Below are 12,192 nucleotides of genomic sequence, written 5' to 3'. Positions count from 1 at the left end.
ATCTAGGGTTGATCGGCGGTCGGCACCAGTTCGAACACGTCTAGCACCCCGCCCGAGCGCGGATAGGGGATGGCAAGCCGCCAGCGGAACGGCCCGACCCGCTCCCACACCCCCGCCATGTCGCGGCTCTCGTCCTCGCCATAGGCCAGCGGATCGCGCTCGTTGCCCAGCGCCAGGCTGCCGAGGAAGATATAGCGATTGTCGCTCTCGAACAGGCGCCCGGCGGGTCGCTGCGAACCCGTCTGCTTGACGATGGTGAAGCGATCTTCCTCGATCTCGACGTAACAGAAGAAGGCGGGATAGGCGATGAAGGCGGGGTCGCCCGCGTCGGCGGCGCCGAGCTTGACCAGACGACAGCGATAGCTCCCCGGCGTCGGGTCGGGCCGCGCCAGCCCGGCGTCGGGCTCGAGCAGCGCGCCTTCCTCCTCCACCGCCGTGATGAAATCGGCCGCGCGCACGGTGGCCAGCCCCTCGGCCCACGCCTCGCCCAGCCGGTCGATCCGCGCCGCGTCCGCCTCGCTCGCATAGCGCTGCCATTCGAGCTCCAAGTCCTCCGCAGGATCCTCGGCGACCGGCACCACCACCCCGACCGGCTCGGGCGGCAGCAATTCGGCGCAGCCCGCCAGCGGCAGGCCCGCGGCCATCGCCACGATCGTCAGGGAAAAAGCTCGGTTCATGACCGAAATGAACGCGGGCGCGGCGCATGGGTTGCGGATCGGCGTTGACAATCCCGCTGCGGGACAGCAGCGCGCTCATCCGATGACCGACCACAGCACCTCCCGCGCGGGTTATGCCTATGCGCTCACCGCCTTCACCCTGTGGGGCGTCATCCCGCTGTTCTTCAAGGCGCTGATCCCTATCGATTCGATCGACATCGTCGCGCACCGCGTCCTGTGGGCCGTGCCGCCGCTGGCGCTTCTCTTATGGGCGCGCGGCCGCCTCGGCGAGGTCAAGGCAGCGCTCGCCAATCCCAAGGTGCGCTGGACGCTGCTCCTCACCGCCTGTCTCATCGCGGTGAACTGGCTGGTCTATATCCTCGGGGTGAATTCGGGTCATGTGCTCGCCACCAGCCTCGGCTATTATCTCAACCCGCTGATCAACGTGCTGATCGGCCGCTTCCTTCTGTCCGAGCATCTCTCGCGGCTGCAATGGAGCGCGCTCGGCCTCGCCGCGATCGGCATTGCCATCCTCGCCGCCGGCTCGACCTTCACCGACTTGTGGATCACCCTCACGCTAGGCTTCAGCTTCGGTTTCTACGGCTACTTCCGCAAGAAGGTCGATGTCGGCGCCGCCCCCGGCCTGCTCCTCGAGACCATCATCCTCGCCCCCCTCACCATCCTGTGGCTGACCAGCCTTCGCGACATGGGCGATCCCTTGTGGGGGCCGAGCGGCTGGCACACGTTCCTGCTCGCCATCTCAGGCGTCGTCACCGCGCTCCCGCTGCTGCTCTTCACCGAGGGCGCGCGCCGCCTGCCGCTGTCGACCATCGGCATCCTCCAATTCCTCGCCCCGACCATGCAGTTCGCGATGGGCGTCTTTCTGTTCGGCGAGCTCTTCACCTCCGCCCGCGCCCTCGCCTTCGCCTTCATCTGGGCAGCCATCAGCCTCTATGTCATGGCCCTCGTCCGCCAAGCGCGCGAGCGCAAGCCGTCCTAACCTTGTAATACAGCTGGGTGCCGCCTATATCGAGACCATGCTCAACATCGTCTCGATCCTCATCGGCCTCCTCTCCATCCCGCTGCTCATCATCGGGCAGGTGCCGTTTCTCGGCTGGACCAACCTTTTGTGGATCATGTTCCCCATCGTCGGGATCGTGATCGGCGCCTTGTCCTCCAAGAACCACGGCCGCAACTTCAACGCGGTCATCGCGCTGCTGATGGTCGCGCGCCTCGTCCTCCTCGGCGGGATCTAGCGCGTCTTCACATAGCGCCCCGGCGCTTCCTCGATCGCCTCGAGCTTACCCTCGCCAGGGACTCGAGCGCCCTTGGCCTCGACGGTCTCGCCGTCGAGGCTCTTGAGCCAATCGATCCAGTCGGGCCACCAGCTTCCCCGGTGCGTCTTCGCCTTCTCGCGAAAGGCCGCGAGGCTGTGCGCGGGCACCCCGTCCTCCAGCACCGCATAATGATATTTGCCCGCTGACGGCGGGTTCACCACCCCCGCGATATGCCCCGAGCCCGCCAGCACGAAGCGCACCGGGCCCTTCACATGATCGGTGATCTTCCACACGCTCAGCGGCGGTGCGATATGATCCTGCTCGCCCGCCTGCACATAGAGCGGCGTCTCGATCATGGTGAGGTCGACGGGATGCCCGTCGACGCTCATCGCCCCCGGATCGACTAGCAGATTGTCGCGATAGAGCCGCTTCAGATAGTCGATGTGCCAGCGCGCCGGCAGGTTCGTCACATCGCCGTTCCAATGTAAGAGGTCGAACGGCCGCGGGTCCTTGCCCATCAGATAGTTGTTGATGACGTAATTCCACACGAGGTCGCGCCCTCGCAGCACGTTGAAGGTCGCGGCCAGCACGCGCCCGTCGGTGACCCCCGTCTCGCCCGCCAGCTGCTCCAGCGTCGTGAACGTCTCCTCGTTGACGAACATCTTCAAATCGCCGGCGTCCGCGAAATCGACCTGCGCGGTGAACAGCGTGGCCGAAGCCACCTTGTCCGCCGCGCCCTTGGCCGCGAGCAGCGCCAGCGTCATCGACAATACCGTCCCTGCCACGCAATAGCCGATGGTGTGCACGTCCTTGACGCCCAACAGGTCACGCACCGTGTCGATCGCCTCGACCTGCGCGGCGACATAATCTTCCATGGTCGTATCGGCGATACTCTCGTCCGCCGACTTCCAGCTGACCATGAACAGGCTCACGCCCTCGTCCACCGCCCATTTGACGAAGCTTTTCTCGGGCGTGAGGTCGAGGATGTAGAAGCGGTTGATCCACGGCGGGAAGACAATCACCGGCGTCTTCAGTACGGCGTCCGTTGTCGGGGCATAATGGATGAGCTGGTAGAGATCGGTTTCGAACACCACCTTGCCCGGCGTGGTCGCGAGGTTGCGTCCCAGTTCGAACGCGCCCTCGGGGCTCTGCGTCACCTGTCCCGCGGCAAGGTCGCCGAGGAAATTGCTCATCCCCTGCGCCAGGCTGTCGCCGCCCGTCTCCTGCGCGCGCGCCAGCACCTCGGGATTGGTCAGCGCGAAATTGGCGGGGCTCATCGCATCGACCATTTCCTTGGTCGCGAAGCGCAATTTCTCGCGCTCGGCCTCGTCCAGTCCTTCGACGGCATCGACCGTGCCGAGCATCTGTTCGCCCCACGCCAGATAGCCTTGCTTCATGCTCGCGAAGAGCGGGTTTTCGGACCATTCGGCGGCCGAGAAGCGGCGATCCTCGCGGTGGCCCGCCGCCTCCATCCGCCCGAGCATGTCGGTCCATGCCTCGAGCCCCTTGGCCCAGGCCTCGACCCCCTGCTGGGCAAGGTCCATCGCCTCGCCGGGCGCTGCCACCCCCATGTTCGGCATCTTGGACGCGCCGGAGAAACTCTCGGCCCAGGCGTCCATCCACATCTTCTGGGTACGCGCCATCACCGCCGCCCAATCGCTGCCGGGAATGTCGTCGCCGCTCTTGCTATCGCCCGCCATGGAACCTCCCGTTCGTCCTGCGCTTGTCCAAACAACCTTTTTGCTTCAACGGCGATAACAGGAAGAGCGGTCCATCGACAGGCTCAGCTTTTACGGACGACCAGCGACGTGCAGATCCAAACCATCGACCTTCCCGACCTGCCAATCGAAGCCGGCCCGCTCGTCGCGCTCGATTTTATCGGCATCGCGGTGTTCGCCGTCTCGGGCGCGCTGCTCGCCGCCAAGAAGGGGCAGACGCTCGTCACCTTCTTCTTCTTCGCGCTGGTCACCGGGGTCGGTGGCGGCACCTTGCGCGACCTCCTCATCGGCGCCCCTGTCTTCTGGGTCCGCCACAACGAGACGCTCATCGTCATCATCGTCGCCGCGCTTGCTGCCTGGTTCATCAAGGCGCTGCGCAATTCGGAACGTCCGCTTCTCTGGTTCGACGCGCTCGGGCTGGCGGCCTATGCCATCTACGGCGCGTCCAAGGCGCTTCGCTACGGCGTCGCGCCGTTGCCCGCCGTGGTCATGGGCATCATGACCGCCTGCGTCGGCGGCATCATCCGCGACGTGCTCGCGAACGAGCCCTCGATCCTCATGCGCCCCGAACTCTACGTCACCGCCGCCGCCTTCGCCTCGGGCCTGTTCGTGCTGCTGGTGACCGCGGGCGTGCCGCTCCTGCTCGCCGCCGTGGTCGCGGGCCTGCTCGGTTTCTCGCTTCGCGGCGCGGCGATCGCGCGCGGTCTCAGCCTCCCCGCCTACAAGGACTGAGCGGCGGCGCAATTTTCCCGTTGCCGCACCGCACCATAAGGCGCAAAGTCGCGCCCATGTCCGACTATTATCGCATCGAGCGCCTCCCCCCTTACGTCTTTGCCGAAGTCAATCGGATGAAGGCCGAAGCGCGCGCGAAGGGCGTCGACATCGTCGATCTCGGCATGGGCAATCCCGACGGCGCCCCGCCCCAACATGTCATCGACAAATTGTGCGAAGTCGCGCGCGACCCTCACGCCCATCGCTATTCCGCCAGCGCGGGCATCAAGGGCCTTCGCAAGGCACAGGCCGACTATTACGCCCGCCGCTTCGGCGTCAGCCTCGATCCCGACAGCGAGGTCTGCGTCACGCTGGGTTCCAAGGAAGGCTTCGCCAACCTTGCGCAGGCGATCACCGCGCCGGGCGATGTCGTCCTCACCCCCAACCCCAGCTATCCCATCCATCATTTCGGCTTCATCATCGCAGGCGCCGCGATCCGCTCCATCCCCGCCGCGCCCGGCCCCGACTTCTTCGACAAGCTCGAGAAAGCGATGCGCTACTCGGTGCCGCGCCCCAAGGTATTGGTCGTCGGCTACCCCTCCAACCCCACCGCGCAGGTCGTCGGCCTCGACTTCTATGCCGGCATCGTTGAATTCGCCCGGTCAGAGGGGCTCAAGGTCATCTCCGACCTTGCCTATGCCGAAATCTATTATGGCGACCAGCCCACCCCCTCGATCCTCCAGATCCCCGGGGCGCGCGACATTGCGGTCGAATTCACCTCCATGTCCAAGACCTATTCGATGGCGGGCTGGCGCATGGGCTTTGCCGTCGGCAACCCCGAGATGATCGCCGCCCTGAAGCGCGTGAAATCCTATCTCGACTATGGCGCCTTCACCCCCATCCAGGCCGCCGCGGTCGCCGCCTTGAACGGCCCGCAGGACATCGTCGAGCACAACCGCCAGCTCTACAAGAAGCGCCGCGACGTCATGGTCGAAAGCTTCGCCCGCGCCGGCTGGGACATCCCCGTGCCCGAGGCGTCGATGTTCGCCTGGGCCCCCATCCCCGAACGTTTTCGCGGCATGGGCAGCCTCGGCTTTGCCAAGCATGCGATGGAAGTCGCCCATGTCGCGCTCGCCCCCGGCATCGGCTTCGGCGAGGAAGGCGAAGGCTATGTCCGCCTCGCCCTCGTCGAGAACGAACATCGCCTGCGCCAGGCCGCGCGTGGCATCAAGAAGATGATGGACCAGTGATCAATCCCAATGACGTCACTGCGCTCGGCCACACGATCGAGCTCGCCATCGCGCCCGTCTTCCTGCTCGTTGCCGCCGGCGGCTTCCTCAACGTGCTCGCGGGCCGCCTCCATCGCATCGTCGACCGCGCCCGCTCGCGCGCCCAGATCCTTCTCGAGGCGACGGGGCACCAGCATGAATCGATCAAGGAGGAACTGCGCGCCATCGATCGCCGCATCGGCCTCGTCAATGCGGCCATCGGCCTCGTCGTGCTTGCCGCCGTCCTGATCTGCCTTGTCGTCATCCTGATGTTCGCCGCGCAGATGAGCGCCTTCGTCGTCCACGACATCATCTCGATCCTGTTCGCGCTGGCGATGATCTCGATCGGCGCCGGTTTTGCCACCTTCCTCGTCGAGACGCGCATCGCCAGCCGCTGGATCCACGTCTCCAGCGACCTGTTGGAACATCAGGTCATGATGGACGAGATGAAGGACTAGCCGCGACGACGGCGATGCGCGAGCCGCGTGATCAGCACCAGGATGATGAGGTTGATGAAGGGCGCGCCGAACACGTCGAGCTGCTGCGTGAACCAGTCGGTCCAAGGCTTGCCGAGCGGCTCGAGGATGACCATCGACAAGTCCGCCTGTTCCTGGCTGAACAGGTCCATCCGCACGATCCCGTAGAGCCCCAGCGCGAAGACATAGAGCACCGCGAAGAAGATCGTGACCGCCTTCATCACCCAATGAAACATGATGGCTCCCCACATTAACCCTGATCGGGCCCGCCACTCTTTTTTCACGAACGCCCCGCCTCGACAAGTGCCTCCGGGCTTGCCATGGGAAGCGCGCGTGCCAACGCCAGGGGAGCCAAGAGACATGACCACCGCCAGCAACGCCCTCGACCGGGTGCTCGTCCTCGAAATGGTCCGCGTGACCGAGGCCGCCGCCATCGCCGCCGCCAAACTCGTCGGGCGCGGCGATGAAAAGGCCGCCGATGCCGCCGCCGTCGAGGCGATGCGCGCCGCATTGAACCTCCTGCCCATGGAAGGCACCGTCGTCATCGGCGAGGGCGAACGCGACGAAGCGCCCATGCTCTATATCGGCGAGAAGGTCGGCCTCGCCGGCCCCGAGGATCCCAGGATCGACATCGCGCTCGATCCGCTCGAAGGCACCACCATCACCGCCAAGGCAGGCCCCAACGCCCTCGCCGTCCTCGCCATCGCCGAGCACGGCTGCCTCCTGAACGCCCCCGACGTCTATATGCAGAAGATCGCCATCGGCCCGGGCTATCCCGACGGCACGATTGCGCTCGAGGACGATGTCGAGACCAACATCACCCGTCTCGCCTCCGCCAAGGGCTGCGCGGTCGGCGACATCAACGCCTGCGTCCTCGATCGCCCGCGCCACCGCGAACTGATCAGCGAGCTCCGCCGCCTCGGCTGCGGCATCAAGCTCATTCCCGATGGAGACGTCGCGGGCGTCATCGCCACCACCGATGAGGATACGGGCATCGACATCTACATGGGGTCGGGCGGCGCCCCCGAAGGCGTCCTCGCTGCCGCCGCGCTCGCCTGCGTCGGCGGCCAGATCCAGGGCAAGCTGTTGTTCCGCAACGACGACGAGCGCGCTCGCGCCCGCCGCTGGGGCATCGAGGACCTCGACCGCGTCTACACGCTCGAGGACATGGCCAAGGGCGACTGCATCTTCGCCGCCACCGGCGTCACCGAAGGCTCGCTCCTCGACGGCGTGCGTCGCCGCAAGGGCGGGGCGATCGAAACCGAATCGATCGTCATGCGCGCCTCCTCGGGCACGGTCCGCTACATCAAGGGCGAACATCGCAAGGGCGTGGCCTGATTAGCTTCCAGTACAGTCCCCTTTATAATGAAAAAGCTCCCAAAAGAACTTGGATGGCTCTCATATGGCCATCGTCGCGCAACGACAGCGGCATATGATTTTGAACTGTTCTGTCAAAAGGCTCCCCCTGCGATCGAAGATTTTTTCGCTCACGACAGCATCGCTCGAGAGATTTCTGAGATATACGGACTTCAGATATCCGAAACCTCCACGTTCAGTTTACAGGTGTCGCTGTGCAACCGCTCGCTCTTTAGGAAAACATATAATGGTGATCTTGCGATTGAGACTGGTGCGTCCTTAGTTTTTTCGCTGGGACCTACCGGAGACGTTTCAGTTCTGCTGTACCCAGCGAAATCGAATTTAGGGGGGTGGAACGACCACGTGGTTTTCCTCGACAGAGGGATTCGTAGTGCTGCGATTCTATTAGAGAGGACTCCAAGGTACTTAAAGAGTCTCGTTAGCTACTTGTGCGTAACATCCATAGAAGTCAAAGCACCGGTTGGCTATCAGTTTCGCGTTCATTTAATTAATTTTTGGTGTCGTAGATTGCGCCCTGTCGAAACTGAATACAATCGTTTGCGAACCGTTAGTCTCGCGGGCCTAGGACTTTTCTCTAAAACTACTTCAGGGTTAATTGGACAGTTTAGTGTCTGGGTAATGATAGCACTGATTTCATTCATACTTGGACAAAGCATAGACTTGGCAAAACTTGGAGAGCCCTTCGGTGTTGTGAGCCTCAAGCGCCCTTAAGCGGCGTGGTTAGCAGTCTTCCAGAACGGAATCGGGTGACATACCTATCATTTGGGGGGGTACTTTCTCCCGCCACATCTTTCGCTAAGATGGGCGTCATGACCGACACCCTCGTCGCGCCCGAGCCCGACCTGCCCGCCACCTTCGACACCGATCGCGCCGCGTTGCCGGCCGGCCTGTCGCCGGTCGAGAAGGGCTATCGCTGGGCCCTGCGCATCCGCATGATGATCACCTGGCTGCCGCTGCTTGTCGGCGCGCTGGTGCTCGACAATTTCGTCCTCGTCGAGGCGCCCTTTCGCGGCGCGCTGAGCGGCGTGGTCGCCATCCTCAGCCTCGCCGCGATTCTCATCGGGCCGCAGCGCATCTGGCGCCGCCTCGGCTATGGCCTCGGCGACAAGGAATTGCGCGTCGTTCGCGGCTGGCTGTTCCACACCGACACCATCGTGCCCTTCGTCCGCGTCCAGCATCTCGACGTGGCCCGCGGCCCCCTCGACAAGATTGTCGGCACCGCCAGCCTCATCGTCCATACCGCGGGTACCCACAACAGCATCGTCACCCTGCCCGGTCTCGCGCCCGACCGCGCCATCGAGCTGCGCGATACCATCCGCGCCCAGATCAAGACCGACTGGCAATGAGCGAGGCGGGGGGACAGGTCGAGATCGCCGAGGCACCGCGCCGCGAACGTCTCCACCCCTTGAGCCTGCTCGCCGGGCTTCCGCTCGTGCTCAAGCAGGCCTGGGCCGCGCTCGCCGGTGCCTTGTTCCTCGCCGCGCAGGGTCGCACCGAGATCGCCGTGCTGCTCGTCGCCGCCGCCACGCTCGCCACCCTCGGCTCGATTGCGCTCCGGCTCCTGTCCTTCTCCTACCGGATCGAGGATGACGAGATCGACCTCGCCTCGGGCATCCTCAACCGCAACCAGCGTTCGATCCCCTTCGACCGGGTGCAGGACGTCAATATCGAGCAGAATATCGTCGCCCGCCTCCTCGGCCTTGCCCGCGTCAAGCTCGAGACCGGTGCCTCGGCGGGCGCCAAGGACGAGGATGGCGTGCTCGATTCGATCCATCTGTCCCGCGCCGAGGCGCTGCGCGACCGCATCCGCGCCCACCGCGCCGGCGCTCGCGCCGCGCCTCCGGCCGCTGCCGCGTCCGCTCCCGCCGCCGGCACGCCCGACCTCTCGGCCGAGGACGCCCCCACCGAGACGACCGTCTTCGCCATGTCCCCGCGCCGCCTCGTCCAGCTCTCGCTGTTCAGCTTCTCGCTCGCCATCGTCGGCGCGCTCTTCGGTATCGCCCAGACCTATGGCGATGCCATGGGGCTCGACCCCTTCGACCCCGATTTCTGGCGTTCCAATCTCGAGCGCGTCGGTCCCTTGCGCGACCTCGTCCTCGCCAACCAGTTCATCACCGCCGCCTTCGGGGTCGTCAGCCTGCTCTTTGCCGGCCTTCTCACCGGGTTCGTTCGCGTCATCCCGCGCGACTGGGGCTTTACCCTCAGCCGGACCGAAACCGGCCTGCGCCGCCGCCGCGGCCTCTTCACCCTGACCGACGTCGTCCTGCCGCTGAAGCGCGTCCAGGCCGCCATCCTCGCTTCGGGCCCCGTGCGCCGCCACTTCGGCTTCTCGGGGCTGACCGTCCAGAGCCTCGCGCGCGACACTGGCGCCGGCGATCACGCCATCGCCCCCCTCGCCACCGACGAGGAGGTCGACGCGCTGCTGCACGCCATGGACTGGCCCCCGCTGCCGAACGATGACGAGGACTGGCACCGCCCCAGCCCCGCCTTCATCGCGGCCTATGCGGTCGGCCTGCTCCCCCTCCTCCTCCTCGCCACCCTCGCCATCACCGCGCTGCGCCTCTCGCGCGACGGCAATATCGAGGCCCTGCTCGCCGATCCGCTCCCCTGGCTCGGCACCAGCGCGCTCCTCGCGGGCGCCATCATGCTGCTCCTGCTCGCGCTTCGCATCATCGACTGGCGCCACCGCCGCCACCGCATCGCGCACGGCCAGCTCTACGCCCGCCGCGGCTGGTGGCGTCGCCGCCTTGTCGTCCTGCCCTTGGGCCGGATTCAGTCGATCGACCTCTATCGCCCCTTCTGGAAGCGCTGGCTGGGCATCGCCGACCTGCGCTTCGGCGTCGCCGGCGGCAGCGGCTTTTCCGCCCACCGTATCGAGGCCCTGCGCAGCGCCCATGCCTATGCCCTGCGCGATGCCCTGCTGGAGCCCGTCCGATGACCGCCGAAACCGCCTTTGGCCAGAGCCTCTCGGGCCAGCCGTGGCGCTGGCGCTATCGCGGCGGCGACGATCTCCAGCGCGACCTCACCGACCAGCTGCTCCTCGCCCGCGGGATCGAGGAGGCCGACCTGCCGCGCCACCGCGAACCCCGCCTGCGCGACTTCCTCCCTGACCCTTCCTCCTTCCGGGACATGGACCAGGCCGCCGCCCGCCTCGCCGACGCCATCGAGGCAAAGGAAACCATCGCCGTCTTCGGCGACTATGACGTCGATGGCGCGACCAGCGCCGCGCTCCTCGCGCGCCTGTTCAAGCAGCTCGGGACCGAGCCCATGCTCTACATCCCCGACCGGCTGATGGAGGGCTACGGCCCCTCGGGCGCCGCGCTCGTCAAACTGAAGGAACAGGGCGCCGACCTGTGCATCACCGTCGATTGCGGCGCGCAGGCCTTTGCCGCGCTCGACGAGGCCGCCAAGGCAGGCCTCGAGGTCATCGTCTGCGACCATCACAAATGCGACGCAACGCTCCCCACCGCGCATAGCGTCATCAACCCCAACCGCCTCGACGAGACCGAAACGGGCGCCGCGCACGGCCATCTCGCCGCCGTCGGCATGGCCTTCCTCTTGGGCGCCGCCCTCCTGCGCGAGCTTCGCAAGCGCGGCCGCTTCGTCGACGGCGTGCCCGAGCCCAGCCTCCTGCCGCTGCTCGACCTCGTCGCCCTTGGCACCGTCGCCGACGTCGCCAAGCTCCAGACCCTCAATCGCGCCTTCGTCACCCAGGGCCTCAAGATCATGGGCCAGCAGCGCAACATCGGCCTTGCCGCACTGGCCCGCGTCGCCGGATTGAAGAAGGCCCCCGCCGCGCGCGACCTCGGCTTTGCCTTGGGGCCCCGCATCAACGCGGGCGGCCGCGTCGGCGAGGCCGACCTCGGCGTTCGCCTCCTCACCACCGAGGACGAGGCCGAGGCCGAGGAAATCGCCGCCCGCCTCGACCGCTACAACGAGGAACGCCGCGCCATCGAGGCCGCCGTCACCGAGGCCGCGCTCGAGGCTGCCGAGGCGCAGGGCGACAGCCCCGTCATTTGCGTCGCGGGCGCAGGCTGGCACCCCGGCGTCGTCGGCATCGTCGCCAGCCGCCTGAAGGAACGCTTCGCCCGCCCCGCCATCGTCATCGGCGTGGACGAGGATGGCATGGGCAAGGGCTCGGGCCGCTCCATCTCGGGCGTCGACCTTGGCGTCGCCATCCTCGCCGCGCGTGATTCGGGGCTGCTGGTGGCAGGCGGCGGCCATGCCATGGCGGCGGGCGTCACGCTCGCTCCCGACGGCACGGGCGCGCTCCACGCCTTCCTGTCGGATCGCCTCGCCGCCGACGTCGAGACGGCGCGCGCGGGCCGTGCGCTGGTCATCGACGCCATGCTGGCTGCGGGGGGCGTCGCCGGCGCGCTGTGCGACCGCATCGAGGCCGCCGGGCCCTATGGCGCGGGCTGGCCCGCCCCGCGCGTCGCGGTCGGCCCCGTCCGCCTTCTCAATGTCGGCGTCGTCGGCAACGGCCATGTTCGCCTCCGCGCCGTGGGCGATGACCAGCGCGGCTTCAAGGCCATCGCCTTTCGCGCCGCCGACACCGCCTGGGGCCAGGCCCTCCTCCACGCCCGCCCCGACGAGCGTTTCTGGCTCGCCGGCGTGATGAAGCGCGACGAGTGGACCGGCGGCGATGCTGCCGAAATGCACCTCGAGGACGCGGCCCGCGCATAAAGCTGCGAAAAGGCGCTTGACGA

Annotated in this window: 12 protein-coding genes; 9 read left to right on the top strand and 3 right to left on the bottom strand. The window is 66.4% G+C overall.

From position 1 onward, the window contains the following. Positions 1-2 precede the first annotated feature (2 nt). A complete protein-coding gene (locus tag NUW51_RS12355) occupies positions 3-644 on the bottom strand; it encodes a DUF4893 domain-containing protein (RefSeq protein WP_265587816.1) in 642 nt (213 codons plus the stop codon). Positions 645-675: 31 nt separating this feature from the next. Between NUW51_RS12355 and rarD the strand changes: the two genes are divergently transcribed. Together rarD and NUW51_RS12345 are read left to right on the top strand one after the other, a co-directional pair. Next, positions 676-1,656 carry an EamA family transporter RarD gene (gene rarD, locus NUW51_RS12350; protein ID WP_265587815.1) on the top strand — a complete coding sequence of 327 codons (981 nt, stop codon included), beginning with the start codon at positions 676-678 and terminating at the stop codon, positions 1,654-1,656. A 37-nt stretch (positions 1,657-1,693) separates the two neighbouring features. Then, complete coding sequence (locus tag NUW51_RS12345; protein WP_265587814.1) at positions 1,694-1,912, top strand: hypothetical protein; 219 nt, start codon at positions 1,694-1,696, stop codon at positions 1,910-1,912. Here NUW51_RS12345 and NUW51_RS12340 read toward each other — a convergent pair. Further along, positions 1,909-3,633, bottom strand: a complete 1,725-nt coding sequence (locus NUW51_RS12340; RefSeq protein ID WP_265587813.1) for a PHA/PHB synthase family protein — start codon at positions 3,631-3,633, stop codon at positions 1,909-1,911. The genes NUW51_RS12345 and NUW51_RS12340 overlap by 4 nt on opposite strands. A gap of 114 nt (positions 3,634-3,747) precedes the next feature. Between NUW51_RS12340 and NUW51_RS12335 the strand changes: the two genes are divergently transcribed. The 3 genes from NUW51_RS12335 to NUW51_RS12325 are packed head-to-tail and all read left to right on the top strand — an operon-like array spanning position 3,748 to position 6,088. Then, on the top strand, positions 3,748-4,383 hold the full coding sequence (locus tag NUW51_RS12335; RefSeq protein ID WP_407696358.1) for a trimeric intracellular cation channel family protein: 636 nt from the start codon (positions 3,748-3,750) through the stop codon (positions 4,381-4,383). A gap of 56 nt (positions 4,384-4,439) precedes the next feature. Next, a complete protein-coding gene (locus tag NUW51_RS12330; RefSeq protein WP_265587812.1) occupies positions 4,440-5,612 on the top strand; it encodes an LL-diaminopimelate aminotransferase in 1,173 nt (390 codons plus the stop codon). After that, positions 5,609-6,088, top strand: coding sequence for a DUF2721 domain-containing protein (locus NUW51_RS12325; RefSeq protein ID WP_265587811.1), 480 nt, complete (start codon positions 5,609-5,611; stop codon positions 6,086-6,088). Before NUW51_RS12330 ends, NUW51_RS12325 begins: the two co-directional genes overlap by 4 nt. Here NUW51_RS12325 and NUW51_RS12320 read toward each other — a convergent pair. Continuing rightward, entirely contained in the window at positions 6,085-6,342 is a 258-nt protein-coding gene (locus NUW51_RS12320) for a hypothetical protein (protein ID WP_265587810.1), read from the bottom strand. The genes NUW51_RS12325 and NUW51_RS12320 overlap by 4 nt on opposite strands. Positions 6,343-6,466: 124 nt before the next feature. Here NUW51_RS12320 and glpX point away from each other — a divergent pair, with 124 nt between their 5' ends. The 4 genes from glpX (at position 6,467) to recJ (ending at position 12,169) form a co-directional block, all read left to right on the top strand. Beyond that, positions 6,467-7,444, top strand: a complete 978-nt coding sequence (glpX, locus tag NUW51_RS12315; RefSeq protein WP_265587809.1) for a class II fructose-bisphosphatase — start codon at positions 6,467-6,469, stop codon at positions 7,442-7,444. 848 nt (positions 7,445-8,292) lie between these two features. After that, positions 8,293-8,829: a PH domain-containing protein gene (locus tag NUW51_RS12310; protein ID WP_265587808.1), complete on the top strand. Its 537-nt coding sequence runs from the start codon at positions 8,293-8,295 to the stop codon at positions 8,827-8,829. Further along, positions 8,826-10,421 (top strand): PH domain-containing protein, encoded by a 1,596-nt coding sequence (locus tag NUW51_RS12305; RefSeq protein WP_265587807.1) that lies wholly within the window; start codon positions 8,826-8,828, stop codon positions 10,419-10,421. Before NUW51_RS12310 ends, NUW51_RS12305 begins: the two co-directional genes overlap by 4 nt. Then, a complete protein-coding gene (gene recJ / locus NUW51_RS12300) occupies positions 10,418-12,169 on the top strand; it encodes a single-stranded-DNA-specific exonuclease RecJ (protein ID WP_265587806.1) in 1,752 nt (583 codons plus the stop codon). Before NUW51_RS12305 ends, recJ begins: the two co-directional genes overlap by 4 nt. Positions 12,170-12,192: the final 23 nt, after the last annotated feature.

The organism is Sphingomicrobium arenosum, from assembly GCF_026157085.1.
In the GTDB taxonomy this organism is placed as follows: domain Bacteria; phylum Pseudomonadota; class Alphaproteobacteria; order Sphingomonadales; family Sphingomonadaceae; genus Sphingomicrobium; species Sphingomicrobium arenosum.
This window is presented reverse-complemented; position numbering and strand designations above follow the sequence as displayed.

Coding starts and splice junctions, on each gene's coding strand:
- NUW51_RS12340 (WP_265587813.1), bottom strand. CDS start 3,633: ATGGCGGGCGATAGCAAGAGCGGCGACGACATTCCCGGCAGCGATTGG.
- NUW51_RS12305 (WP_265587807.1), top strand. CDS start 8,826: ATGAGCGAGGCGGGGGGACAGGTCGAGATCGCCGAGGCACCGCGCCGC.
- glpX (WP_265587809.1), top strand. CDS start 6,467: ATGACCACCGCCAGCAACGCCCTCGACCGGGTGCTCGTCCTCGAAATG.
- NUW51_RS12345 (WP_265587814.1), top strand. CDS start 1,694: ATGCTCAACATCGTCTCGATCCTCATCGGCCTCCTCTCCATCCCGCTG.
- NUW51_RS12355 (WP_265587816.1), bottom strand. CDS start 644: ATGGCCGCGGGCCTGCCGCTGGCGGGCTGCGCCGAATTGCTGCCGCCC.
- rarD (WP_265587815.1), top strand. CDS start 676: ATGACCGAAATGAACGCGGGCGCGGCGCATGGGTTGCGGATCGGCGTT.
- NUW51_RS12310 (WP_265587808.1), top strand. CDS start 8,293: ATGACCGACACCCTCGTCGCGCCCGAGCCCGACCTGCCCGCCACCTTC.
- NUW51_RS12320 (WP_265587810.1), bottom strand. CDS start 6,342: ATGTTTCATTGGGTGATGAAGGCGGTCACGATCTTCTTCGCGGTGCTC.
- recJ (WP_265587806.1), top strand. CDS start 10,418: ATGACCGCCGAAACCGCCTTTGGCCAGAGCCTCTCGGGCCAGCCGTGG.
- NUW51_RS12330 (WP_265587812.1), top strand. CDS start 4,440: ATGTCCGACTATTATCGCATCGAGCGCCTCCCCCCTTACGTCTTTGCC.